The sequence below is a fragment of the Marinomonas sp. S3726 genome (assembly GCF_000967665.1).
Classification (GTDB): Bacteria; Pseudomonadota; Gammaproteobacteria; order Pseudomonadales; family Marinomonadaceae; genus Marinomonas.
This window is the reverse complement of the sequence record NZ_JXYC01000039.1, coordinates 20,807-44,290: the sequence shown is the minus strand read 5'-3', so window position 1 is coordinate 44,290 and position 23,484 is coordinate 20,807. Positions and strand designations below refer to the sequence as shown.

27 protein-coding genes are annotated in these 23,484 nt (G+C 40.8%); 23 read left to right on the top strand and 4 right to left on the bottom strand.

The features are described from left to right. The first annotated feature begins 79 nt into the window (after positions 1–79). The 6 genes from sucC to TW85_RS22670 all read left to right on the top strand — a co-directional run bounded on the left by sucC (position 80) and on the right by TW85_RS22670 (position 6,213). Positions 80–1,246 carry an ADP-forming succinate--CoA ligase subunit beta gene (gene sucC, locus TW85_RS22695; protein ID WP_009831770.1) on the top strand — a complete coding sequence of 389 codons (1,167 nt, stop codon included), beginning with the start codon at positions 80–82 and terminating at the stop codon, positions 1,244–1,246. Further along, entirely contained in the window at positions 1,246–2,118 is an 873-nt protein-coding gene (gene sucD, locus TW85_RS22690) for a succinate--CoA ligase subunit alpha (protein ID WP_046019441.1), read from the top strand. The genes sucC and sucD overlap by 1 nt, the downstream gene beginning before the upstream one ends. 942 nt (positions 2,119–3,060) lie before the next feature. Further along, complete coding sequence (locus TW85_RS22685; RefSeq protein WP_046019440.1) at positions 3,061–3,588, top strand: type VI secretion system tube protein Hcp; 528 nt, start codon at positions 3,061–3,063, stop codon at positions 3,586–3,588. Between the two features lie 617 nt (positions 3,589–4,205). Next, positions 4,206–4,616 carry a CBS domain-containing protein gene (locus tag TW85_RS22680; protein WP_046019439.1) on the top strand — a complete coding sequence of 137 codons (411 nt, stop codon included), beginning with the start codon at positions 4,206–4,208 and terminating at the stop codon, positions 4,614–4,616. A 60-nt stretch (positions 4,617–4,676) separates the two neighbouring features. After that, positions 4,677–5,408 (top strand): PAS domain-containing protein, encoded by a 732-nt coding sequence (locus tag TW85_RS22675; protein ID WP_046019438.1) that lies wholly within the window; start codon positions 4,677–4,679, stop codon positions 5,406–5,408. A 52-nt stretch (positions 5,409–5,460) separates the two neighbouring features. Then, positions 5,461–6,213 carry an SDR family oxidoreductase gene (locus tag TW85_RS22670; protein WP_046019437.1) on the top strand — a complete coding sequence of 251 codons (753 nt, stop codon included), beginning with the start codon at positions 5,461–5,463 and terminating at the stop codon, positions 6,211–6,213. 13 nt (positions 6,214–6,226) lie between these two features. Here TW85_RS22670 and TW85_RS22665 read toward each other — a convergent pair whose 3' ends face one another. After that, the gene (locus tag TW85_RS22665; RefSeq protein ID WP_046019436.1) at positions 6,227–7,360 is read right to left on the bottom strand and encodes a glycerate kinase; all 1,134 of its coding nucleotides are present in this window, start codon (positions 7,358–7,360) and stop codon (positions 6,227–6,229) included. Between the two features lie 43 nt (positions 7,361–7,403). After that, positions 7,404–8,312 carry a LysR substrate-binding domain-containing protein gene (locus TW85_RS22660; protein WP_046019435.1) on the bottom strand — a complete coding sequence of 303 codons (909 nt, stop codon included), beginning with the start codon at positions 8,310–8,312 and terminating at the stop codon, positions 7,404–7,406. A 108-nt stretch (positions 8,313–8,420) separates the two neighbouring features. On the opposite strand from TW85_RS22660, the gene TW85_RS22655 reads away from it, so the two are divergent. From TW85_RS22655 to TW85_RS22640, 4 genes are all read left to right on the top strand, one after another. Beyond that, complete coding sequence (locus tag TW85_RS22655; protein ID WP_046019434.1) at positions 8,421–8,864, top strand: DoxX family protein; 444 nt, start codon at positions 8,421–8,423, stop codon at positions 8,862–8,864. Between the two features lie 23 nt (positions 8,865–8,887). Beyond that, positions 8,888–9,649: a pirin-like bicupin family protein gene (locus TW85_RS22650; protein WP_046019433.1), complete on the top strand. Its 762-nt coding sequence runs from the start codon at positions 8,888–8,890 to the stop codon at positions 9,647–9,649. Positions 9,650–9,705: 56 nt separating this feature from the next. Then, the gene (locus tag TW85_RS22645) at positions 9,706–10,311 is read left to right on the top strand and encodes a malonic semialdehyde reductase (protein WP_046019432.1); all 606 of its coding nucleotides are present in this window, start codon (positions 9,706–9,708) and stop codon (positions 10,309–10,311) included. A gap of 65 nt (positions 10,312–10,376) precedes the next feature. Further along, the gene (locus TW85_RS22640; RefSeq protein WP_046019431.1) at positions 10,377–11,360 is read left to right on the top strand and encodes a glutathione S-transferase family protein; all 984 of its coding nucleotides are present in this window, start codon (positions 10,377–10,379) and stop codon (positions 11,358–11,360) included. On the opposite strand, the gene TW85_RS22635 is transcribed toward TW85_RS22640, so the two are convergent. Next, a complete protein-coding gene (locus TW85_RS22635; protein WP_046019430.1) occupies positions 11,357–12,301 on the bottom strand; it encodes a helix-turn-helix domain-containing protein in 945 nt (314 codons plus the stop codon). The genes TW85_RS22640 and TW85_RS22635 overlap by 4 nt on opposite strands. A gap of 142 nt (positions 12,302–12,443) precedes the next feature. Between TW85_RS22635 and TW85_RS22630 the strand changes: the two genes are divergently transcribed. The 8 genes from TW85_RS22630 to TW85_RS22595 all read left to right on the top strand — a co-directional run bounded on the left by TW85_RS22630 (position 12,444) and on the right by TW85_RS22595 (position 19,300). After that, positions 12,444–12,749 (top strand): NIPSNAP family protein, encoded by a 306-nt coding sequence (locus TW85_RS22630; protein WP_046019429.1) that lies wholly within the window; start codon positions 12,444–12,446, stop codon positions 12,747–12,749. Positions 12,750–12,920: 171 nt separating this feature from the next. After that, positions 12,921–13,238 (top strand): YciI family protein, encoded by a 318-nt coding sequence (locus TW85_RS22625; protein WP_046019428.1) that lies wholly within the window; start codon positions 12,921–12,923, stop codon positions 13,236–13,238. 130 nt (positions 13,239–13,368) lie between these two features. Continuing rightward, on the top strand, positions 13,369–13,788 hold the full coding sequence (locus tag TW85_RS22620; protein ID WP_046019427.1) for a GNAT family N-acetyltransferase: 420 nt from the start codon (positions 13,369–13,371) through the stop codon (positions 13,786–13,788). An 80-nt stretch (positions 13,789–13,868) separates the two neighbouring features. Then, on the top strand, positions 13,869–15,032 hold the full coding sequence (gene iadA, locus TW85_RS22615; protein ID WP_046019426.1) for a beta-aspartyl-peptidase: 1,164 nt from the start codon (positions 13,869–13,871) through the stop codon (positions 15,030–15,032). A 182-nt stretch (positions 15,033–15,214) separates the two neighbouring features. Further along, positions 15,215–15,571: a hypothetical protein gene (locus TW85_RS22610; protein ID WP_046019425.1), complete on the top strand. Its 357-nt coding sequence runs from the start codon at positions 15,215–15,217 to the stop codon at positions 15,569–15,571. Between the two features lie 517 nt (positions 15,572–16,088). Continuing rightward, positions 16,089–17,261, top strand: a complete 1,173-nt coding sequence (locus TW85_RS22605; RefSeq protein ID WP_046019424.1) for a GGDEF domain-containing protein — start codon at positions 16,089–16,091, stop codon at positions 17,259–17,261. A 112-nt stretch (positions 17,262–17,373) separates the two neighbouring features. Next, positions 17,374–17,976, top strand: coding sequence for a TetR/AcrR family transcriptional regulator (locus tag TW85_RS22600; protein ID WP_046019423.1), 603 nt, complete (start codon positions 17,374–17,376; stop codon positions 17,974–17,976). 70 nt (positions 17,977–18,046) lie between these two features. Further along, positions 18,047–19,300 carry an NADH:flavin oxidoreductase/NADH oxidase family protein gene (locus TW85_RS22595; RefSeq protein WP_046019422.1) on the top strand — a complete coding sequence of 418 codons (1,254 nt, stop codon included), beginning with the start codon at positions 18,047–18,049 and terminating at the stop codon, positions 19,298–19,300. 129 nt (positions 19,301–19,429) lie between these two features. Here TW85_RS22595 and TW85_RS22590 read toward each other — a convergent pair whose 3' ends face one another. Next, positions 19,430–20,284, bottom strand: a complete 855-nt coding sequence (locus TW85_RS22590) for a transporter substrate-binding domain-containing protein (protein ID WP_084616478.1) — start codon at positions 20,282–20,284, stop codon at positions 19,430–19,432. A gap of 398 nt (positions 20,285–20,682) precedes the next feature. On the opposite strand from TW85_RS22590, the gene TW85_RS22585 reads away from it, so the two are divergent. From TW85_RS22585 to TW85_RS22565, 5 genes are all read left to right on the top strand, one after another. Continuing rightward, entirely contained in the window at positions 20,683–21,570 is an 888-nt protein-coding gene (locus tag TW85_RS22585) for a cation diffusion facilitator family transporter (protein ID WP_046019421.1), read from the top strand. Between the two features lie 356 nt (positions 21,571–21,926). Continuing rightward, complete coding sequence (locus tag TW85_RS22580) at positions 21,927–22,277, top strand: antibiotic biosynthesis monooxygenase (protein WP_052702378.1); 351 nt, start codon at positions 21,927–21,929, stop codon at positions 22,275–22,277. 44 nt (positions 22,278–22,321) lie between these two features. Then, the gene (locus TW85_RS22575) at positions 22,322–22,624 is read left to right on the top strand and encodes a DUF1330 domain-containing protein (RefSeq protein ID WP_071210304.1); all 303 of its coding nucleotides are present in this window, start codon (positions 22,322–22,324) and stop codon (positions 22,622–22,624) included. Between the two features lie 93 nt (positions 22,625–22,717). Then, on the top strand, positions 22,718–23,023 hold the full coding sequence (locus tag TW85_RS22570; RefSeq protein WP_046019419.1) for a DUF1330 domain-containing protein: 306 nt from the start codon (positions 22,718–22,720) through the stop codon (positions 23,021–23,023). A gap of 75 nt (positions 23,024–23,098) precedes the next feature. Beyond that, complete coding sequence (locus TW85_RS22565; RefSeq protein WP_046019418.1) at positions 23,099–23,449, top strand: hypothetical protein; 351 nt, start codon at positions 23,099–23,101, stop codon at positions 23,447–23,449. The last annotated feature ends 35 nt before the right edge of the window (positions 23,450–23,484 follow it).

Genomic DNA, 23,484 nt, shown 5'->3' with positions numbered 1-23,484 from the left:
ATGATGAGCGCAGGTGCTGACAATTTCTGTCAATGTGGCAGAGCTTATATCAATCATTACAAGATGAGCGGAAAAACAAATGAACCTACACGAATATCAGGCTAAGCAGCTTTTTGCTGAATACGGCCTGCCAGTATCTACAGGGTATGCATGTGACACGCCAGAAGAGGCGGTAGAAGCAGCTAAGAAAATCGGCGGCGACATGTGGGTTGTTAAAGCTCAAGTACATGCAGGCGGACGTGGTAAAGCAGGCGGTGTTAAGCTAGTTAAGACTCACGAAGAAATTGCTGAATTCACTAACCAGTGGATTGGTAAAAACTTAGTGACTTACCAAACTGACGAAAATGGTCAGCCAGTTTCTAAAATCCTAGTTGAGTCTTGCACAGATATTGCTAACGAATTGTACCTTGGTGCAGTTGTTGACCGTGCTACACGCCGCGTTGTGTTCATGGCATCTACAGAAGGTGGTGTGGATATCGAGACTGTTGCTGAAGAAACTCCAGAGTTGATTCACAAAGCAATCATCGATCCTCTAGTTGGCGCACAACCTTACCAAGCTCGTGAACTTGCATTTAAATTGGGCCTAAACCCAACTCAAATCAAGCAATTCACTAAAGTTTTCCTAGGTTTGTCTCAGATGTTCCATGACTTTGATTTCGCACTACTAGAAATCAACCCATTGGTAATCACTGAAGAAGGCAATATTCACTGCCTAGACGGAAAAATCAACATTGATAGCAATGCTGTTTACCGTCAAAAGAAAATGCAAGAGTTCCACGATCCATCTCAAGAAGATGCACGTGAAGCACATGCAGCCTCTTTCGAACTTAACTATGTAGCGCTAGACGGTAACGTTGGTTGCATGGTTAACGGTGCAGGCCTAGCGATGGGTACAATGGACATCGTAAACCTACACGGTGGCAAGCCAGCTAACTTCCTAGACGTTGGTGGCGGCGCGACTAAAGAGCGTGTATCTGAAGCATTCAAAATCATCCTTTCTGATGACAATGTTAAAGCCGTATTGGTTAACATCTTCGGTGGTATCGTACGTTGCGATATGATTGCTGAAGGTATTATCGGTGCAGTTAAAGAAGTAGGTGTTCAGGTGCCTGTTGTTGTACGTCTTGAAGGTACAAATGCTGAGCTAGGTCGTGAAGTACTAGCTAAATCTGATCTTGATATTATTGCGGCTTCAAGTCTAAAAGACGCGGCTGTTCAAGTTGTTAAAGCTGCGGAGGGCAAATAATGTCTGTTCTAATTAACAAAGATACTAAAGTAATTTGCCAAGGTTTTACTGGTGGTCAAGGTACTTTTCACTCTGAGCAAGCAATTGCTTACGGTACAAAAATGGTTGGTGGTGTAACACCTGGTAAAGGTGGTCAAACTCACCTAGGCCTACCTGTTTTTAACACTGTACGTGAAGCAGTAGAAGAAACAGGTGCTGAAGCATCTGTTATCTATGTGCCAGCGCCTTTCTGTAAAGACTCTATCCTTGAAGCAGCTAACAGCGGTATCAAACTAATCGTTTGTATCACTGAAGGTATCCCAACACTAGACATGCTTGACTGTAAAGTTGCATGTGACGAGCTAGGTGTTCGCCTAATCGGACCTAACTGCCCAGGTGTTATCACACCAGGCGAATGTAAGATCGGTATCATGCCTGGTCACATTCACTTGCCAGGTAAAGTAGGTATCGTATCTCGTTCTGGTACTTTGACTTATGAAGCAGTTAAGCAAACTACTGATGCTGGCTTCGGTCAATCTACTTGCGTAGGTATTGGTGGTGACCCAATCCCAGGTACTAACTTCATCGACGTTCTAGAGTTGTTCCAAAACGACCCTAAAACTGAAGCGATTGTTATGATCGGTGAAATCGGTGGTACTGCAGAAGAAGAAGCGGCTGCTTACATTAAAGCTAATGTAACTAAGCCTGTTGTTTCTTACATTGCAGGTGTTACTGCTCCAGCTGGTAAGCGTATGGGTCATGCCGGCGCTATCATCTCTGGTGGTAAAGGTACTGCTGATGAGAAATTTGCAGCATTAGAAGACGCAGGTGTTAAAACTGTTCGTTCTCTAGCTGAAATCGGTGATGCTCTAAAAGAATTGACTGGCTGGTAAGCTAAGAAATCTTTAAGCGTTACAACAAAATCCCTGCTTCGGCAGGGATTTTTTTTGCCAAAAAAATGATAAAGGGGCGATTTGAAGCGAAATCTCCTTAGACTGGTAGAGCTGAAACTCTCTCAAGCTAGCTTAGAGGCGTTTTAATGTGACGTAATAATCTTTGTCTTGCAGTTTTACAAGTAGGCTGGCAGATAGCTTTTAGGGTGTTTGAGAGTATTGAGTAGGCAGTTTTGTAAGACCTAGGCTGCTTGCGAATAAGTACTTTCGTCTTTTTTGAGGCTTTTTCTGGCAAGACTGAGAAGAGGTGACTTAATTGTAGGTTCCCTATTATTAGCTCAAGTACTTGATAAAGGAGAAAAAAACTAACTTATTTTAAAGTGCTTTTGCTTTTAATGTAGCAAAGAAGCTTCAGTAGATAAGTGGTTAATCTTAGAAAGATGTAATTATAAGGAGTGATAACCTTGTCCTTTAAATAAAGGATCAAGTAATTTTGTTAGATTTATTTTTAAATTCACTACTTTTTCCGAAATATGCTTTCTACTTATTTTAAATAAGCAGTTTTCTCCATTTTTAACTGCATTTTTAGCCTGAATGTGAATAAAAAATGTAGATCTTTATAATTTTATTTTTCTATATAAATTGTTATTTATCAATGTCTTAGGTTTATTTTTGATTTTACCTACTTAGTTTATGTAATTATGTATTAGCAGAATATGAAGAAGTCATGGATGTTAAATTCATTTCATTTACTCAGCTAGTTTCCCGTCGTACTATTTTTATCAACAAGACGAGTTAATTTTAAAAACCTCTTAGTTAGGTTTTAAATAAAAGCTTCAGTTTTATGAAGTTTGTTTAACAAAAGAATTTAATTTTTCTTGGGATTAACTTTTAGGTTTTTAAAATTTATTGATATTCAATTGAAATATAAGGAATTAAATTATGGCTACTATATATATGCGTATTGATGGTGTTGATGCAATTAACGGTGCAGCAACAATTGGTGAAGTAGGTGGTAAAAAAGGTTTCTTCGCAATCGATTCTCTTTCTTGGGGTGCTGTTCGTGGTGTAACCGTTGATGTTGGTAACGCAAACAATGCAGACCAAGGTATGGTTGGTTTAGGTGAACTTAGCATTTCTCGCGGTTCTGATGGTGCAAGTCCATTACTAACCACTTTCTTGTTCTCACCAGGTGCTGAAGGTAAAACATGTGAAATCATGATTACCAAGCCATCTCGTGAAGGTAATGGTGCTGATCCATACCTAGTTATCACGGTAGAGAAATCACGTATTGCTAGCTATAACGTTGGCTGTGGCGACGGCTCTTTACCAAGCGAATCATTCGCTTTGGCTTATGCAACTATGAGCCTAGTTTACTACTACGAAGATGATGCTGGTAAAATCCAAAAAGGTGACACCATTAAATATGATGTTCCTACAGCTACTTTGGCATCTAAAGCTAGCCTATAAAAGCGTCTCTTTTAAAAAAGAAGTGCAAAAAAGGTCTGATTTTATCAGGCCTTTTTTATTGGGATTTAAAATGTTATTTCGCATGTTTTTGTAAATATTGATGGTGTGAAACTTAAGGAACCTGCGAATAAGTCACCTCTTCTCAGTCTGCACTTCTAAGGTATATGGGAAAAAGTATCACACAAGGCGTTACTTTGACGTAATGTAGGTACCTTTCGAGAAGTAACAACACAGGGTGTGACTTTTTCTGAAATGCCGTTTAGGTATTCTTCAAAGACCCGAAGGGCGTGGTCTAAAAGCCCTATCTTTACGTTGAAGAGCTTATCAATAGAATGACTATTAAGTTGCGCTCCTCGCCATAAATCTAATGGCTTTTATCCACACGCTGAGGCGAGAGGAATTACTCGCAGGTTCCTTAACAAATTTGATTTTCATTTAGCCTGAATTTAAGTGATTTTGCTTCCATATATGATGGGTTTTATATTGTGAATCAAGGTTTAAGCCGCTATCTATTTTATTCTGAGCATTAAACTGGATTTTTTATGAACTTGCTTTTAATTTTAAAGTAGCCGGAAATTTTGTGTTTCATTAGTCAATGTATAGGGAGCTTGCTAATTATGAAGGTTTCTAAATTAATGAGTGAAGACTTGGTTACGGTATTGATGGATGATGAGCTTGATATGATAAAAGCGATTTTTGATACAAAGAAGTTCCATCATTTATTGGTTGTAGATGAGAAATGTAGCAAGTTATACGGTGTGCTATCAGATAGGGACTTACTTAAGGCGTTAAACCCGAAAGTGTTTAGTAAGGTGGCTACCCATGATGACTTAGCTTGCTTAAATATTAAAGTGCATCAAATCATGACGCGAAAGCCCATTGTTCTCAATGAGGATGATTTATTAGCTAAAGCCATCGCGTTATTTAATGAATTCAATCTATCCTGTTTACCCGTTTTAAATCATGAGGGAAGACCCGTCGGCATACTGAGTTGGCGCGATATCATCAAGGCAATGGCTGCTGCCTAAGGACTGTTATGCAACCAAGCTCGAAGGTGTAATAAATACTTGAGGATAGTGGAGGCGTCAGTGTCAAAACAAAAAATACAGTCCTTAAATGAAGAGGTTCTTGGTTTAAAGCAAGAAATCTCTAGTCTCAAATTACTGGCTTCTAGACTGACAGAGGCAGCAAGTCATTCCCAAGACAAAGAAACAAGTTGGATTTTTGCAATCGAAGGTAACATGGATGGTGTTTGGGATTGGAATGCAGCTACCAATCAAGTGTTCTTCTCCTCAAGGTGGAAAGAAATGCTTGGCTTCAGTGATGATGAAATAAGCTCATCGCCAGAAGAGTGGGATAATCGCCTTCACCCAGAGGATAGAGAAAGGGTGTATCAAGACCTTAATGATCATCTAGAGGGAAAAACACCCTTTTACCACAATGAACACAGACTACTCTGCAAAGATGGTTCATACCTTTGGGTACTTGATAGAGGCAAAATATTCAGTTGGGATAATGAAGGTAAACCTCAAAGAATTGTAGGAACTCACACAGATATTCATATACGAAAGGAAGCCGAATTAGAAAACCAGCGTTTAGTGTTGGAACTAAGTGAGGCATTGGATAAGGTCAACTTACTCAGTGGTTTTCTACCTATCTGCGCATCCTGTAAAAATATTCGGGATGATAAAGGCTATTGGAATAAAATAGAGAGCTATATTAGCGAGCATTCAGAGGCTGAATTTAGCCATGCCATTTGTCCTGCCTGCACCAAAAAGCTTTATCCTGGGCTTGACCTTAAAAATGAAAAAGATGACTAAAAACGCTTTCTTAAGTTACTCTAAACACCCGTAACTTGAGATAAGGAAGTGTATGCAAAGTTCAAAAATCGTTGTCATCACAGGATCTGGTCGTGGTATAGGGGCAACAACAGCAGAGTTATTTGCTGAGCATGGTTATGCCATCTGTCTAAACTATAAATCTCAAGCTGCGCCAGCCAATGAATTAGCTGAGAAACTCCGTTCTCAAGGTGCAAAATGCATTGTGGTTCAAGCCGATGTTGCCCAAGAAGATGATGTAGTGCGTCTGTTTGAGCAAGTAGATAAAGAGCTGGGTCCAGTTTCTGTCTTAGTGAACAATGCAGGTATCTTAAAGCAGCAAATGCGTTTAGAAGACATGACGGCTGAGCGTATTAACACCATCCTAATTAATAATGTAACCAGTGCTTTTTTGTGTGCCAGAGAGGCAGTTAAACGTATGTCATTTAAATATGATGGCCAAGGTGGCAGCATTATTAATGTGTCTTCAGGGGCAGCAAAAACAGGTTCACCTAACGAATATGTCGACTATGCTGCGTCAAAAGCCGCTATGGATGCCATGACAAGAGGCTTGTCTCTTGAGGTTGCAACTCAGGGGATTAGGGTTAATGGCGTGAGACCCGGTCTTATTTATACGGATATGCATGCCGATGGTGGCGAACCAGGTAGGGTAGATCGCTTGAAAGAGAAAATTCCAATGCAAAGGGGCGGCGAGCCAATTGAGATTGCCGAAGCAATCTATTGGCTTGCATCCGACAAAGCATCCTTTGCAACAGGCACTAACATCGACCTAATGGGCGGCTTATAGCTCTAGGTTATTGTTAACCTAGGCTTAGCTTTAATGTCGCGGCGATATTTGAGGCAAGATGAACTAGATTCTTTTCTGCCTCAACTAATACTTGCTCTAATGGCATAGAAGCGCGAGTCGAATCAAAAATAGCATCGAAGTAATCTTCTAATCCGCTTGTGTCCGCGCCCAAAGAGCCTGAAATACCAATTACCTTGATGCCTTTTTCTTTCGCTGCTTTGGCAACACCAAAAGGGGCTTTACCGTGAAGAGTTTGATAATCCATCTGGCCTTCACCTGTAATAACAAGATCAGCGCCTTCAAGGTGCTGCTCAAAATTAGCTGTCCTTAAAACGATATCGATACCCGCTTCGAGTTTAGGTCGAGCAAAAAGTGAGATACCAAGAGCCGTGCCGCCAGCTGCACCGTAACCTGAGGTTGTAGCGTGGTTCTCTTTGGTTAGGTCTGCTATCTGTTTAGCAAAATGCGCTAAGGCAGCATCGAGCGTTTTTACCTCTTCTTGTGTGGCACCTTTTTGTGGTCCAAAAACAGCGCTTGCCCCTCTTGGGCCACATAATGGATTATCCACATCACAGGCAAGGAGCCATTCTATTTGGTTTGCTCTTGGATGAAGATTATCAATATTGATCTTATCTAATTGAGATAATGCCGCGCCGCCTTTTTCTATCTCATTACCGGCTTTGTCTAATAGTTGAATACCAAGGGCTTGTGCAATACCTGCTCCTGCATCATTGGTCGCACTGCCACCAAGGCAGAGTATAATTTGCGTTACGCCAAGATCTAATGCTTGCTTGATGATTTGCCCAGTTCCATAGCTGGATGCCGCTAAAACCTGCCTCTTTTCTGGCGCATCGAGCGCTAAACCAGACGCTTCAGCAAGCTCAATTACCGCAACGTCCCCTTGATTGATTAATCCCCATTTTGCTTTAGTTAAATCTCCTAAAGGGCCTTCAACTAGACTTGTATTTATCTCTCCTTGGTTACTAGAAACCAAAGCGGCCAAGGTGCCTTCGCCACCATCTGCAATCGGGACGTGATGATAATCTGCCTCTGCAAAATGTTGTCTAAAACCTTGTTCAATCGCCTTAGCCACTTGTTCAGCACTGAGGGATTCTTTAAACGAATCTGGAGCAATTAAAATTTTCATAGGAGAGTATCTGTTTATCTTATTTAGTTGAAATAGCCATTTTTTAATAATTCAGAAAGCGAGTGAGCTGCATTTCTTTGAGTTTTTCGACAAACCAAGCTAATGCTTTTCCATGATTATCTTTACGCCAAGCAATGCATAGTTGGTGTTGTCTTGCCTCTGCATTTTCTAATCTGGGGCTAATTAATTCACCACTTTGTAAGTAGTCTTGGATTCGATGCAAAGGCAAATAACCAACACCCAATCCGTAGCGCTGAGCATCAATTTTTTTCTGCAAATCAGGAACGGTAATACGAGCTTGCCCGTCTAATAAACCTGCCGATCTTGGCGGTAAGTATCTTGAGCTATCCATAGCCACAATGGAAGGGTACTGCTTGATCTTGTCAGAAGTAAGAGGCTCGGGCTCAAGACTTAAAGGATGATCTTTAGCAATGGCAAAAATGAACTCAGCCAAACCTAATGGATGGGTGTCAAAATCATTAGTGTAAGGTTCGTCAGAAGCGCCAATGATAAGGTCGGTTTCACCCGCACTTAAAGAATCCCAAGTGCCACCAAAGTTTTCTTGAGTGAGGCGAATGTCTATCCAGGGGTAACTTTGTTGGAATAGGTTAATCAGATCGTAAATTGCCTGATAATGCAGAATGCTGTCCATGCATATTCTCAGCTCTAACTCCCAACCACTTGCCGCTTGTTTTGCCATATGAGTTAACTCATCACTGGCTTTTAAAATAGCGCGACCTTGTTGCAAGATGAGCTGGCCCACCTGAGTAAATTCAGCCTTACGCTTAGAACGGTCAAATAAGGCAACGCCCAAGTCTTCCTCAAGTTTGTTGATGGTATAGGAAATAGCAGAGGGAACACGGAATAATTCATCTGCTGCCGCAGCGAAACTTTGCTTTCTATCTATCGCATCAAGTACACGTAACGCATCTAAGGTTAGCAGATTCTGCATTACTTCAATCCTTTTGAACTAAAGGTTCAATATATATCGTTATTTTTTAATTAATACAGGAAATATAATCTCTCCATCGATCAAAAACAATGAAGTTTGGAGAATGTTATGTCTTATTTAGAAATGATTACCCGTTCAAATAATAGCTTTGCCGCTTTCGCTTTACGTCTACCTGTAGGTTTAACTTTCATGGCTCATGGTGCTCAAAAACTGTTTGCTTGGTTTGGTGGTTATGGTTTAGAAGGTACAGGACAATGGATGGCATCCATTGGTTTAGAGCCAGGTTATTTTATGGCGTTAATGGCAGGTAGTGCAGAGTTCTTTGGTGGTCTTGCCCTCGTCTTTGGCTTCTTAGTGCGTCCTGCTGCTGCCATGCTTGCGGTAACCATGTTAGTCGCAATTTTTAGCGTACATTTTGTCAATGGTCTCTTTATGAGCAACAACGGTTATGAGTTTGCATTAGCACTATTAGCTGTTTCAGTTTCATTGGTTGTAAGTGGCGCAGGGAACCTGTCACTGGATAAGCTGATTGCAAAAAAGCAATTCAACTAGATCCCTTAAATAAGGAGCGCAGCATGGAAAGGATAGAAAAACGAGATGCATCAAAACTACACTACTTAGCCAGTAGTCCGATGCATCCAGCGAATACTTATTTCCATTTCTCATTCGCGAATTATTACGATCCAAAACGCATGGGGTTTGGTGCACTTAGAGTGTTCAATGACGATGACATTAGCCCAAAAAATGGTTTTGGGCGCCATCCTCATAGGGACATGCAAATTATTAGCTATGTCGTGCGAGGCCAGCTTACCCATTGGGACAGTGTTACCAATACGCAAGAAACCATAGGCCGGGGCCATGTGCAGGCAATTTCAGCTGGCACAGGTCTATGGCACTCAGAAATGAATATTCATGATGAATGGTGTCGTTTTCTACAAATCTGGATTTTACCTGAGCAAGCAGGTGGCCCAGTACGCTATGAGCATAAAGCGTTCACCCCAGAAGATAGGGCTAATAAGCTAGTTCATATAGTAGGCAACCCAAGTAACAAAGCAGATGTGCCTTTATATGTGAATAGCAATGTAAACCTTTATGCCAGTGAAGTGCTTGATGATAAGAGTCAGGTTGAATTTCAGCTTAAAGCTGGTCGACAAGCTTATATCAATTGTATTGAAGGAGATCTTAACGTCACCTTAACAGCAGAAGGCCAAGTAGAAGCAAGGGCTGAAGTCTTAAGTGAAAAAGACACGCTAGAAATAAAAGATGCGCAGTCTTTGGTGTTTTCATCAAGCAAAGGTTATGGACACTTCATCATTATTGAGATGCCAGCAGATTAAGCTAGCGAAAAGGTCACCGAATAAGCCTAAGTCGACTAATTTTAGAGGAGTAGACAATGCAAGTAGCACAAGAGAATCAAGTATCAGCGCAAACACTAGAGCAGGTCTTTAGTTCTGCCAGAAGTTTCAACCGTTTTCAAGATATCCAAGTAAGTGATGAGCAAATCAAACAGCTTTATGACCTGCTTAAATGGGGCCCAACTTCAATGAACTGTCAATCAAGTCATTTTGTTTTTATTAAAGGCCAAGAGGCGAAGCAAAGATTACAAAGCTCATTGATGCCGGGCAATCAAGAAAAAAGCCTAGCCGCGCCAGTGACTGTTATTGTCGCAAGCGATATGCAATTTTATCAGCATATGCCAACGCAATTTCCAGCAGTACCGGGTGCTAAGCAAATGTTCGAAGAAAATGCAGCGCTACGTGATAGCACCGCTTTTCGTAATAGTTCATTACAAGGTGCTTACCTGATTATGGCAGCACGTATGTTAGGGCTAGATTGTGGTCCAATGAGTGGGTTTGATAATGCGGCTTTAGATGCTGAATTCTTCCCAGAAGGGCGTTATCAGTCAAACTTTTTAATTAACTTGGGTTATGGTGAAAAAGGTGGCGCACACCCAAGAGGCCCAAGACTGTCCTTTGAGGAACTGGCTCAGATCCTTTAATTCATTAGGTATCAACTAAATCCAATATAAGACGTTTACCCAAAGCAGGTGAAGGGGAGAGAAAGATGGAAAAGATTCAATCAAATTGGAAAACCAGCATTAAAGCCGGTGAATACAAACGCAAAGATTCGCAGTTCAGACATTGGATAACCGCCGATGGTAGTGCGGATATGTCAGGAGATGCTGGCTTTCAAGCAGAAGCGAATAGATACCATCTTTTTGTTTCCCTTGCTTGCCCTTGGGCACACAGAGCACTTTTGTTTCGCAAACTAAAAGGGTTGGAAGAGTTAATCAGTGTCAGCGTGGTTCACCCTGATATGCATAGCCAAGGTTGGAGTTTTGAACATGATGAGAATTCAGCCAAGCTTTATGGCACAACAGGTGACACCCTAGCAGACAGTGCTTATCTCTCTGAGAAGTACTTTGCCAACCAAACGGATTACCAAGGCAATATCACAGTACCTTTGCTTTGGGATAAACAGCAAAACCGTATTGTTAATAACGAGTCATCTGAAATAATTCGCATGTTTAATCAAGCGTTTAATGGCATCACAGGTAATGACTTAGACTTTTATCCGAGTGAGTTACAAGCGCAAATTGATGAGATCAATGAGCTGGTTTATCACAAAATTAATAATGGCGTGTATAAATCAGGCTTTGCTACGACACAGGGTGCTTACGAGAAAAATGTCACAGGTTTGTTTGATGCGCTCAAGGTTATCGAAGGCATACTTACTAAACAAAGATACCTAGTAGGAGATCAACTCACCGAAGCAGATTGGCGTCTATGGACCACTTTAGTTCGCTTTGATGCGGTTTATCATACTCACTTTAAGTGCAACCTAAAGCAACTGAATGAGTTCCCTAATATTTACCAATACATGCTCGAACTCTATCAAATGCCGGGTGTTGCCGAGACAGTTAATATGGCGCATATCAAGCGTCATTATTACGCTAGTCATTTAGCCATCAACCCTTATGGCATAGTGCCTGTCGGGCATGAGCAAGATTGGACTATCCCTCACTCTCGTGATGCGCAATTTGACTAGTTTGTTTTCTTCAAGGCGAATTGACGACGGTATTGACTAGGAGAAATCGTCAAATACTGACGAAAACAATGGCGCAGGGTCATAGGATTATTAAAGCCAGATTGGATGGCGACTTGCTCCATATTAAGTTTGTTTTCCTCTAGCAGACGTTTAGCAATGTCTAAGCGCTGTTGAGTCAGCCAAGTTTTAGCACTCACCCCCATACTGGCTCTAAAGTGTCGATCAAAGCTACGTCGTGACATTGCCGCTTGTTGCGCTAAAGAGTCCACATTAATCTGTGTATCGAGATGAGCTTTTGCCCAGTCTAGCGTTTTCGCGAATAATACCTGATGAGAAGGTATAGGCGTTTCCACAAACTGAGCCTGTCCACCATCCCTATGGGGAGAGACGACCAAGCGTCTCGCTACTTGGTTAGCGATAGTATGACCAAAATCTTCACGTATAACGGCAAGGCTAAAGTCTATGGCGGCAGCACTACCCGCTGAGCAGCCAATATTGTCTTTATAAACATACAAAACATCCTCAACAAAAGTGACATCAGGGTAGAGTGTTTTAAAGGTATCAGCATAGGCCCAATGGGTTGTTGCTTCGCGGTTAGTTAAAAGCCCACATTCAGCCACAAAAAAAGCGCCCGTACAAAAAGATAAGATGCGGCCACCCTTGTGATAAAAAGACTGCACCCTGTCTATCACATCCTTATCGAGAGTTTGTTCTGGATACCAACTTGGGATAACGAGCGTATCGAACTCATCTAAAGATCGAATCAGCCTGATATCCATACTGACTCCCGCCACAGTGTTTACTTTATGATGCTCAAAGCTGATCACTTCGCCCTGATACCAGTTTGGAACCTCAGGTCTTGCTAACGCAAAGAACTCAGTGGCACAACCAAGCTCAAATAAAGACGCGTTTTGTTTGCAGAGAATAGCAACCTTGTTCATGGGCTTCCTTCTATGGGTTGTAGGTCAAAGGCTTATGAAATATTTGGCTTATTTTTATCGATAAATGACTTATAAGCCAATTTTTTATTTGGCTTTCATTACTTAAGATGGCTTTTAAATAAACAAGCTAAGGAGAAATATCATGGTGACTTGTGTCATTCGTTATCGAGTCGATGCGGACAAATTAGCGGAATTTGAGCAGTATGCAAAATTATGGATAAGTCTGGTAAACAAGTTCGGTGGCCAGCACCAAGGTTACTTTTTACCTTCAGAAGGCGATAACGATCTAGCAATAGCCATGTTTACCTTTGCGAGTTTGGCTAAATATGAAGAGTATAGAAATGCTTCTTTTGCAGATGAAGGCTGCCAAGCGGCATTTGAATATGCAAAACAAACCAAGTGTATAAAATCCTATAAGCGACGTTTTTTTAGACCTGTATTTTCATAGGGCAGTGATATGCCTTGTAACGCTTTTTTAACCTATCGTTTTAGTTTTTGTTTTTCAGATAAGAGTTTCAGGCAAAAGAGTCAGGCAAGAGTCTCAGATAAGAGTTTCAGGTAAAAAATAATTTTTATATTAGAGTTAAACCATAAAACTTATTTTTATCCTGAGGTTAACATGACGCATTATTTAATTACCTATGTGGGCACACCTAGAGAAATGGGTCGAGATGAAGGACGACAACATATGGTGAAATACAGAGATTGGCTAGATAACCTAGGTGACGCGGTTGTGTCAGCGGCCAATCCTGTAAGAAACACCAAGACCATAGACAGTGAAGGCAAGGTTAGTGAAGGCAGTGCAAGTCATATGTCTGGTTACACTATTATCCAAGCCGAGTCAGATGAGGCGGCTTTAGCCATTGCTCAAGCTTGCCCTTATTTAGAAGTAGGAGGGCAATTAGAAGTGTCAGAATTAGTGCAGCTATCTAGCTAATAATATGAGTTTAATAAGATTTTTAAAACAGTGCTTTTTTAGTGGGTTTAGCCTAAAGACATTTGCGTTATAAGTGTTATGATGAAATGAGTCTTATCAGGCTTTGCTAATTTAAGGAGTTGTTTTATATATGGAAATCAAAGAATATGATGCTAAATACCAAGCCCAGTTAGAGCATATATATTTAACCGCACGACAAGATACTTTTGACTGGATGGATACCAGCCACTACAAACTTTCAGATTTTATTGAAGATACAAAAGGCGAAAAAATTTGGTTAGCACAAGACAGCTCGGGTGTCTTAGGCTTCATTGCTGTTTGGTCTCAAGATCAGTTTATTCATCATCTTTATGTAGATAAAAGAGCCCAACGAAAAGGTGTTGGAAAAGCGTTAATTGATACTGTTAGCCAGTTTTATCAGCAAGCAATTAGGCTTAAATGCCTTTGCAATAATCAAAATGCCATCCAGTTTTATCAGTCTCAAGGTTTTAAAGAATTAAGCAAAGGTGTGGATAAGGAAGGGGATTACCTTTTTCTTCAAAGGGGTTAATGTCTACATAGGGTTAACGTCTAGATAGGGTTAATCAGAGCGTTGCTTAAAAGAATAATAAAGGGAAAATTCCACCTACTATGTCCATCACTATCATCAAAAATGCCGACCTATATGCCCCAGAGTCTTTGGGCTTGAATCATCTCCTCATTTGTCATGACAAGATAACCAGCATCAGTAAAGAGGTAATTGAATTGCCTAACGCCATCGAACACCAAGTGGTTGACTTAGCTGGCGCAAAGTTAGTGCCAGGCTTTATAGATGCCCATGCGCATATTACAGGAGGTGGAGGAGAAGCAGGCTTCGCGACTCAAGTACCCGTATTGCCCATTAGCGAGTTTACCTCAGCCGGTGTGACAACGGTTGTAGGCTTATTGGGCACAGATGATACAACTCGAAGCATGGAAAATATGATTAGCCGAGTGTATGGCTTAAGAGAAGAGGGCATGAGTGCCTATTGTTGGTCCGGCGGCTATCATTATCCTCCTCGAAGTTTAATGGAAACCGCCAAGCAAGATATGGTGTTTCTAGAACCCGTGATCGGTATTGGTGAATTTGCGATAAGTGATCACAGATCAAGCCAGCCCACCTATCAAGAAGTGATCCGTCTAGCGAGTGAAGCTCATGTGGCAGGTTTGATGACAGGTAAAGCAGGCATAGTGCATTTTCATCTAGGCGATGGCGAGCGAAAACTAGCGCTTTTGGAACGTGCCATTAAAGAAACAGAAATCCCTGCTAGAGTCTTCAATGCCACCCATGTTAACCGCAATAAGGCCTTATTTGATCATGCGTGCGAGATAATCAAACTAGGGGCCTATATCGATATTACCGCCTTTCCTGAGTCCTTTAATAAGCAGGGCTATCATGCTTATCAAGCGATTAATCTTGCTGTCGAACGTAATTTGCCTCTAAACCAAATTACCATAAGTTCAGATGGCGGAGGCTGCTTACCTCAATTTGATGCATGCGGTAAATTGCAGCACATGGAGTTTGGTAGAGCGCAAATCTTACCCGATACCTTGTACTCTCTTGTACAAGCAGGCCACTCCTTAAGCTTGGCTCTAAGCTTTATCACAAGCAATGTGGCCGACCTGTTAAGGCTTTCGAAAAAAGGCAAGATAGCCAAAAATATGGATGCTGATTTAGTGGTACTAGATGCTAACTATCAAGTAACAGATGTCATGGCGCTGGGTAAATGGCATAAGCGTGATGGCGAAATGTGTATTAAGGGAACCTTTGCATAAAAGCTGCGGATGTTAAGGCTAAATTAAGGCTTTTAGACGGCAAAAATAAAAGAATATAGATAGGGCTAAAAAATGGTTTAGATAAGCTGAAAATTCATTGATAATATTTCACATTGTGAATAAATTATAAAAATAGTGATTAGAAAAGTTAAAAACTGGAATCAGAACAACAGGGATGAGATATGTTATTAGGCGAACTGCCATTTGGAACTTTTGAAGAAGTTGAACCTAGGGTCATGGAGATTACGATCAATCAAGGGGTTCAAGTCAGCGAAAAAAACATTGAAGAAATTGAACAAGGTTTATTAGAAAAGTATCAAGATAAATACGCTCTTTTAATTAATCGTAAAAATGCTTACTCCCATGGACACGAATCTTTAGCAAGAATTGGCGAACTTAAGAATGTCAGCGCCATAGCAATTCTTGTTTATAGCGAGCCCTCCTTAATGGCCGCAAAAATACACCTAGTTTACTCAAAGAATGTTCAAATATTTACCAATAGAAATGCGGCAATAAACTGGCTAAGAAACTGCCAATAAGTTTAGCGATTAGTTATAAGGAACCTGCGACTAAGTCACCTCTTCTCAGTCTGCTCTTCTAAGGTATATGGGAAAAATATCACACAAGGCGTTACTTTGCGTTTACTAATAGAAAATCAGTGTAGGTACCTTTCGAGAAGTGACAACACAGGGTGCTACTTTTTCTGAAATGCCGTTTAGGTATTCTTCAAAGACCCGAAGGGCGTGGTCTAAAAGCCCTATCTTTACGTTGAAGAGCTTATCAATAGAATCACTATTAAGTTGCGCTCCTCGCCATAAATCTAGTGGCTTTTATCCACACGCTGAGGCGGGAGGACTTATTCGCAGGTCCCTTAAGCGAAATCTCATCTATACTGGATTGAATAAGAGAGGCGAGTCGAGAATAAGACTTCCCAAAACAGGGAGTGTAAGCAGTTAAAGCTAGGTATGGCTTTAATTGCTGGGTGTCCTTAGGTTTTTACATAATCTATTTAATGTCAGCCTTAAAAATGTCCTTAATAAATAAGGTTAATTAAAAATGGGCGACCTGATAGACATACGTACCTTGCTGATGAATAGCAGTTTTCTCAGTTTGTTCTTTGCTATTGGTTTATTTCTATTTTCCCGCTTTTACCCCACCTTTAATGGCATTAAATTAATCGCTGGCGCTCTGCTAATAAACTTCTTCTCTCTAAGTTTAAATGGTGCCCAGCAACATGTGCCTGATTTCATTTCAATCGTCTTAGCGAACAGCGCTATTTATGTGAGTTTTTATCTCGTTTTATTAGGCTTCTCTCGCTATCTTTCTGTGCCCATTCCCAAGAGTAGCTGGCTCAGCTTAGTCGGTTTCGTGCTCATGTTAATTGGTATGATGCACTTTACCTTCAACCAATATGATGTGAACGCACGTATTATGATAATGAGCAGCGCGAGTGCGATACAGCTTGTATTAATCAGCTTGCTTTTATTAAAAGGTAATGACGAGTTCGGCAAAGCGAGCATGCGAGTTCTTTCATCAATCTGTTTACTCTCAGCGGCCTATTTCAGCTTACGAGTCTTTATTGTGAGTCAATCCGTGCAGTTAGACTTCTTTATGAATGCAGGCTTACTGCACTCTATGGTGCTTATCGTTTATCAAGTCTTAGTCGTCAGCTTTAGTTTTTCGATTGTATGGATGACGACGACAAATCTAGAGCTCAAATTAAGACTCCAGGCATCGTTAGACCCATTAACACAGGTTTATAACCGTCGAGCATTAGATGAAATTGTGGCGGACAGCGATGTGGACTCTAAACTCAACCAAGTGCCATTGTCGGCTATCATGCTTGATATTGATTACTTCAAAAAACTAAACGATGGTCATGGGCATAAGGCTGGCGATACGGTATTGCAAAAGCTCGCCATGATACTCACCAAAAATACCCGAGAGAACGACTCAGTCGCGCGCTACGGTGGCGAGGAGTTTATTATTTTACTGCCAAATACTAGCCGGGAGCAGGCAGAGCGAATGGCTGAAAACCTCAGAATTCAGCTATCGGATGAACACTTTAGTCTGGATAACGGTTCAGATGAAGCCCTACATATTAGCGCCAGCTTTGGCGTCGCAACCCGTGAGAGTGAAATCGAAAACTGGGAAAATGTATTCAAAAGAGTGGATGTCGCCTTATACAAAGCAAAACGAACAGGCCGTAACAAGGTAGAAAGTGCTTAGTACGAATTTTCACCTTTTATAAACATACATGTCGCTCAGCATAAATGTGTACAAAAAAAGAAAAACTTTATTGCCTCTTTAATTAAAAGACGATCGGTCATATACTCTCCAAATGGCAAGACCAAGACGAAGTGAATCAACCAGAGAAGCATTAATAGAAGCGGGGATCACCCACCTTTCTGCTAATGGCTATCATGGAACCGGAATTAAGCAGATCCTTGATGAGGTGAAAGTACCTAAAGGGTCTTTTTATAATTTTTTTGCTAGTAAAGAAGCATTTGTAGCAGAGTTAATTAAGGCATACACCCAAGACTTAATAAGGCAATTTAGTCAGTTTTTTGAGCATGAAGGGGCACAAATGGATGCCCTAGCTAAACTAAAAACAATTGTTAACTTAAGTCTTATTAAGTACGAAAAAGTTGAATTTAAGCATAGCTGCCTAATCGCGACCATATCGGCGGACATTGACGAAGGGAATGATCTTTGCAAACAAGCTTTAAATCTTTCGGTAGAAGAATGCTTAAGAATCTTCACCAAGCTGCTTGAAATTGCACAAGCTGAGGGAACTATCCGAAAGGATATCGAGGCAGCAAAAATGGCGAAGCTTTATTGGTCAACTTGGCAAGGGGTATTACTGAGGATGCGAGTCTCTAGGGATAAGCAAGAAGCCCAAGAAAGCATGTTTCTGCTTTTGGAAGCCTTATTAATAAAATAAATAAAAAGCCTGCGAGGCTTTTTATTTACATAGTTAAAAGACGACCGGTCTAATAATATTGGAGAAGTAAATGCAAAACACACAAACAAAAGAGCAAGGGCTAAATGGACTTGGCGACAGCTTCACCTTAGCAGGCGGTCAGACAATCAAAAATCGTTTTTTCAAGTCTGCCATGAGTGAGCAGCTGGGCGATAAAGAGCACAACCCCATTCCAGGGCTAGCCAAGCTTTACAGTCGCTGGGCGCAAGGGGGAATTGGCTTGTCCATGACAGGCAATGTCATGATAGATAGAAATGCCCTAGGTGAACCTAAAAACGTCGTATTGGATGAAAAATCAAACCTGGTGCAATTTAAGGCTTGGGCTAAAGCTGGCCAAGAAAACGGCTCTCATCTTTGGGTTCAGTTGAATCATCCAGGAAAGCAGATTCCAAAATTTATTTGTGAAGAGCCGGTGGCACCTTCAGCCATTGCCTTGGAAGGTGGCTTAGAAAAAGGCTTTAACAGGCCCCGCGAACTAAGCGAAATTGAAATAGAAGGCATTATCAAAAAATTTGCGACCAGTGCTGAGCTGGCTAAAAATGCAGGTTTTAGTGGTGTGCAAATTCACGGTGCACACGGTTATCTTGTAAGCCAGTTTTTATCCCCAAGACACAATCAAAGACAAGACCAGTGGGGCGGCAGTATTGAAAACCGCATGCGTTTTGTCTTGGCGGTTTATCACGCAATAAGACGCAAAGTGGGCAATAACTTCCCAATTGGTATCAAGCTTAATTCCGCCGACTTCATGAAAGGCGGCTTTACAGAAGAAGATTCAATGCAAGTGGTGAAAAGCTTAGCTCAAGCTGGCATTGATCTAATCGAGGTATCAGGTGGCACTTATGAAAGTCCTTCAATGATGGGACACAAAGCCAAAGAATCGACCCTAAAACGTGAAGCTTATTTCTTAGATTATATCGAGAAGGTGCGTGAGCTGGTGGATACACCGCTTGTGCTAACGGGTGGTTTTCGCTCTGCTCAAGGTATGCAAGCTGCATTAGATACAGGTGCGACAGACTTTATCGGCATTGCCAGAACGACAGCGGTAGATCCAGATTTTCCTAACAAGCTGTTAGCCGATGTTAACCATAAGCAAGAACTTAAAGTGCTAACAACTGGGGTGAGGTCTCTCGATAAAATGGCCATGTTAGATATCACTTGGTACGAACAGCAACTCGCTAGAATGGCGAAGGGTAAAGCACCAAAGCCTAATCTGAGTGAGGTGAGCACCTTTATCAAGGTGTTTATGGGGGCAGGTTTTTACGCTTTTAAGAAGAGACGAGCTTAAAAAGAGACAGGCTTAGTTTTTTTAACAGAATACAAGAGTTTCAAGCCTTTTGAACATAGTAGGCTTAGGGCGTCTTTTTATGAAGACGCTTTTTTTTGCCTGCTATTTTTACTGACTTTTCTTTATCTACTATTTGTAAAGGTCGTGCATCTTAATTGTGAACCCACTGGCTTTTAATCCATATAACTTTTCTAACTCGATGAGATAACCACTAGCGTGCCAATCAATCACTATGTCTTTAAGATAGGTTTTAAACTCATCTTCACCGAGTTTGACCACAAGGCCCCAAGGTGTGCCTTTAATAGAATTGAGCGGCATTTCAAAGCGTTTTTGCCAACGAACATCATGTAGTTGATGCTTAATAAAAGAGTCATCGTATACAAATGCGAGACACTGACCTTTACGTAACGCTAATAAGGCCTCATCCGTTTTATCGAAAGGAATGATAATCGCACCATAATCCATCTTGGTGGTGTGATTATAAAAAGCCCCACGAATACCACATACCTTTTTTCTATGTAGTTGTTCCCAATAGTGTAATTTAGCATTCTTCCAGGCTAAAACATTGGTGCCCGAGGAGTAATAGGCGGGCTCCACAAAGCTCACAACTCTGTGTCTTTCAAAATGATTACTGACAGTCGCAATTAATAAATCGGCCTGATCTTGGATCAAATACCGCATTCTATTACTGCTTTTTACTGGGACAAGTTTAAGCTCAACCCCGAGCCTTTGGGCAACATTTTTCGCTAAATCGACTTCAATACCAGTTAATGTGCCATCCTCTAGTTTAAAACCATAAGGCTGGTAATCCGCTTTGACACCGATAGTGATATAGCCTTTTTCTTTAATGCTTTCTAAGGCTTGAGCATGGGAGTATTGCGAAGAGAAAAACAATAAAATTAAGGCGCTGACAAGTGAAGTATGCCAAGCAAATTGGATAAAGGCTTTATAAATACACGCGCAGAAACAAGACAAAGCATTCATTTGTTTGTCCCCTTAATTCAATATTTAACGATGAGATAACTCACTCATCCAAATGCAACAATATCGTGACCTATCTCTTAGCATGAGGTATGGCCGAAAGGTTAATCGTTACCTATTAAAGTTAGTAATTTGAATACTTTTGTCAAATTCAGGCTGAAATCTGAGCGTTTCAAATAAAACCATGCCTTAGGGTTATAATCATTTTTCATAACATTTATTTATATGGCAAGAATTAAAATGCGTTTTTATGTTTCAATTTTTCAGCATCGTGAACTTTGTGTGGAGAAAGTGCGTTTTGGCCTCTCAAAAGTGGCAATCTAATTATCCGCTGCCTTATTATTAGATCTCAATAAATGGCGTGTTTTGCCAGCTTGTTTTTTCTTTTATAGGTAAGTTTTATGGGACATGAGCACCATCACGATCAAGGTTCAAATAGCCAGTTAGTTATGGCCGTGGCGGTTAACGTACTTCTCACCATTGCTCAGGTGATAGGGGGTATTTTATCAGGAAGTTTATCTCTCATTGCCGATGCTCTGCATAATTTAAGTGATGCAGGTGCCATTTTAGTGGCGCTGATTGCCAGAAATATAGGCCAGCGATCGGCCACATCCAGCATGACATACGGCTATAAAAGAGCCGAGATTATCGGTGTGCTTATCAATAGTACCAGCTTGATCCTAGTGGGTATTTATCTGATATTCGAAGCCATAGACAGCTACTTTAACCCAACGCCAATTAATGGTTGGATCGTATTCTGGGTAGCCGGCATCGCGCTTGTTATCGATATCATCACAGCCGTTCTCACCTACAGTGCTGGTGCGAAAGATAATATGAACATCAAGGCGGCATTTATTCATAATGTGTCAGATGCACTTGCCTCAATTGTGGTCATTATTGCTGCCATACTCATCATCAATTACGAACTTTATATTTTTGATGTTATTGCCACTATTGGTATTTCAGCTTATGTCATTTTTCATGGCATTCTTTTACTGAGAAAGAGCGTGCTAATTATCATGCAAGCTGTACCAGATAATATCGATCTTACTGAGTTAAAACTCACCATCAACACCATAGAGGGTGTGGCCAATATTGAGCATGTACATGTATGGCAACTAGACGATAAAAAAGTCTTTTTGGAAGGCCACCTTGTTTTAGATGAAGGCAATGCCGAACAGATTAAACAACGTGTACGTAATGTTCTTGAAAGCCAATTTAGTATTGGTCATAGCTCCTTAGAAACCAGCTACGATATTAAGCGTGCTATCTTAGATGATCCAATTTAGCCTTTTGTTAAATCGCTTTTCTCTAGGCTAGGTGCAAACCGAATAAGCCTCTTTTCTTCTTGTATTGATTCTTCTATCAAGCATCAACTTAGCCTGTTAATGCCTAATTAATGGCAGATCAGGCTCGTTTCCCAAAAACGTATCTTTCTAATAGTTTGTTTGAAAAATAAACTATTTCTATCCTTATTATCAAAAATATCCGAATTATCATTTATAAAAACTGACTATTATCATTATTTTTTGATTTGATATAGTAATCACATGCTTAATCAGGCAGCAGAAACAAAGCATTAAACGCTGTCTGACATGAGTAACTTAGTGACAAAACGATTTATCAATTTATGAAAGGCAATAGCATGTTTGAAAATATAGGTTGGATTGTAGAAGCCAAAATCATCGACGGAAAACGTGATGAATTTGAAGCGGTAATGAATGAAATTGTGGCGCAAACACGTAAAGAAGGCGGCACTTTAAATTACCAATATTTCGTTTCTGATGATGGTGATGTGTTGGTTTACGAGCGTTTCGCGACCATAGAATCTGCACATATTCACATTACAAATTGGGACAACTATGCAGAGCGTTGGGTTGCCGCCGCTCCAGCAACACGCATGGTTCATCTTGGTGACCTACCAAAAGAAATCACAGATCGCCACGCAGCATTAGCACCAAAACTGCTTAAGCCTTTCGGTGGCTTTGCCAGATAAGTTTAGAAAACCCCTTTAACAAAAATGAGATCGAGGAAATTATTATGAGTTATTATTCAGTACTAGCCGTGACACCAACAACAGAAGATTGGATCCCTGATTATATCGGGCCAGCAAACGAATTAGTTGCAAAGCATGGCGGTAAATACCTAGCCCGTACTTCAACTCACGAGCAAATTGAAGGCGAAACAAATGAAGCCGCACTTCGTATTATTATCGAATGGCCTTCTAAAAATGCCGCGTTAGCTTTCATGAACGACCCAGGTTATGTACCACACCTACAAGCTAGAACAGCAGGTTCTAACAGCTTCCACTATCTAATCGATGCAAAAGACGATTTAGCTTAATCGACTTTATTGCATAAGGAGAGCTTGTGCTTTTGAGTTCTCCTTATGCTGCTCTCAAGGTTCACCTATTCAATAAAAATAAAGGAAGTGACAATGGCAGCATATTTCATTTTCAGTCATCAGGTAATTGATTCAGACAAACTCAATAACCAGTACCTACCCAAAGCGGTTGAAACACTTAAAGCCTATAACCCAGACATTCTGGTTGTGGATCAAGATATCGAACTGATAGAAGGTTCAACTGATCATTCACGTCGAGTCATTCTTAAATTCAAAGATAAAGCGGAAGCAAAGCAGTGGTACAACTCCCCTGAGTACCAAGCCATTATTCACCTTCGTTTAGAGTCAGTAGACGGGAATGCCGTTCTTTGTGATGAATTTGACCTCTTGGCTATCTAGTTATCTGGACAGCCAATTATTCGCAATATGCTTTTCTAAAAAATAAATAAAAATGTGAAATGAAAGGAACAGATTATGACCCCTGTATCAGAAAATGTTGGCGGACAAAAAGTATTTGAAAACGACAGAATCATTGTTTGGAATTTCGAACTTAAGCCTGGCGAAGAAACGCCTATGCATAAGCATGGTAATTCCTATATGTGGTATGCAATACAAGGCGGCCCTTTAGATTGTGAAGATGAAAATGGCAATGATTTAGGTGTTTTTGATGTGCCAACAGGCAGCGTCTTCGATATTAAATGCGAAGGCGATCAGTTAGAAATATTGTCTGAAGTGGCACAAGGCACTTTATTTCCCGTTACTCATAAAGCCAAAAACATAGGTGATGTGACATACCGAGAAATTTTGATTGAGTTCAAAGATTAGCGTGAACAAGAAAGCGCGATAAAAGGGGAGCGTCT

Coding starts and splice junctions, on each gene's coding strand:
- sucC (WP_009831770.1), top strand. CDS start 80: ATGAACCTACACGAATATCAGGCTAAGCAGCTTTTTGCTGAATACGGC.
- sucD (WP_046019441.1), top strand. CDS start 1,246: ATGTCTGTTCTAATTAACAAAGATACTAAAGTAATTTGCCAAGGTTTT.
- TW85_RS22685 (WP_046019440.1), top strand. CDS start 3,061: ATGGCTACTATATATATGCGTATTGATGGTGTTGATGCAATTAACGGT.
- TW85_RS22680 (WP_046019439.1), top strand. CDS start 4,206: ATGAAGGTTTCTAAATTAATGAGTGAAGACTTGGTTACGGTATTGATG.
- TW85_RS22670 (WP_046019437.1), top strand. CDS start 5,461: ATGCAAAGTTCAAAAATCGTTGTCATCACAGGATCTGGTCGTGGTATA.
- TW85_RS22665 (WP_046019436.1), bottom strand. CDS start 7,360: ATGAAAATTTTAATTGCTCCAGATTCGTTTAAAGAATCCCTCAGTGCT.
- TW85_RS22660 (WP_046019435.1), bottom strand. CDS start 8,312: ATGCAGAATCTGCTAACCTTAGATGCGTTACGTGTACTTGATGCGATA.
- TW85_RS22655 (WP_046019434.1), top strand. CDS start 8,421: ATGTCTTATTTAGAAATGATTACCCGTTCAAATAATAGCTTTGCCGCT.
- TW85_RS22650 (WP_046019433.1), top strand. CDS start 8,888: ATGGAAAGGATAGAAAAACGAGATGCATCAAAACTACACTACTTAGCC.
- TW85_RS22645 (WP_046019432.1), top strand. CDS start 9,706: ATGCAAGTAGCACAAGAGAATCAAGTATCAGCGCAAACACTAGAGCAG.
- TW85_RS22640 (WP_046019431.1), top strand. CDS start 10,377: ATGGAAAAGATTCAATCAAATTGGAAAACCAGCATTAAAGCCGGTGAA.
- TW85_RS22635 (WP_046019430.1), bottom strand. CDS start 12,301: ATGAACAAGGTTGCTATTCTCTGCAAACAAAACGCGTCTTTATTTGAG.
- TW85_RS22630 (WP_046019429.1), top strand. CDS start 12,444: ATGGTGACTTGTGTCATTCGTTATCGAGTCGATGCGGACAAATTAGCG.
- TW85_RS22625 (WP_046019428.1), top strand. CDS start 12,921: ATGACGCATTATTTAATTACCTATGTGGGCACACCTAGAGAAATGGGT.
- TW85_RS22620 (WP_046019427.1), top strand. CDS start 13,369: ATGGAAATCAAAGAATATGATGCTAAATACCAAGCCCAGTTAGAGCAT.
- iadA (WP_046019426.1), top strand. CDS start 13,869: ATGTCCATCACTATCATCAAAAATGCCGACCTATATGCCCCAGAGTCT.
- TW85_RS22610 (WP_046019425.1), top strand. CDS start 15,215: ATGTTATTAGGCGAACTGCCATTTGGAACTTTTGAAGAAGTTGAACCT.
- TW85_RS22605 (WP_046019424.1), top strand. CDS start 16,089: ATGGGCGACCTGATAGACATACGTACCTTGCTGATGAATAGCAGTTTT.
- TW85_RS22600 (WP_046019423.1), top strand. CDS start 17,374: ATGGCAAGACCAAGACGAAGTGAATCAACCAGAGAAGCATTAATAGAA.
- TW85_RS22595 (WP_046019422.1), top strand. CDS start 18,047: ATGCAAAACACACAAACAAAAGAGCAAGGGCTAAATGGACTTGGCGAC.
- TW85_RS22590 (WP_084616478.1), bottom strand. CDS start 20,284: ATGAATGCTTTGTCTTGTTTCTGCGCGTGTATTTATAAAGCCTTTATC.
- TW85_RS22585 (WP_046019421.1), top strand. CDS start 20,683: ATGGGACATGAGCACCATCACGATCAAGGTTCAAATAGCCAGTTAGTT.
- TW85_RS22580 (WP_052702378.1), top strand. CDS start 21,927: ATGTTTGAAAATATAGGTTGGATTGTAGAAGCCAAAATCATCGACGGA.
- TW85_RS22575 (WP_071210304.1), top strand. CDS start 22,322: ATGAGTTATTATTCAGTACTAGCCGTGACACCAACAACAGAAGATTGG.
- TW85_RS22570 (WP_046019419.1), top strand. CDS start 22,718: ATGGCAGCATATTTCATTTTCAGTCATCAGGTAATTGATTCAGACAAA.
- TW85_RS22565 (WP_046019418.1), top strand. CDS start 23,099: ATGACCCCTGTATCAGAAAATGTTGGCGGACAAAAAGTATTTGAAAAC.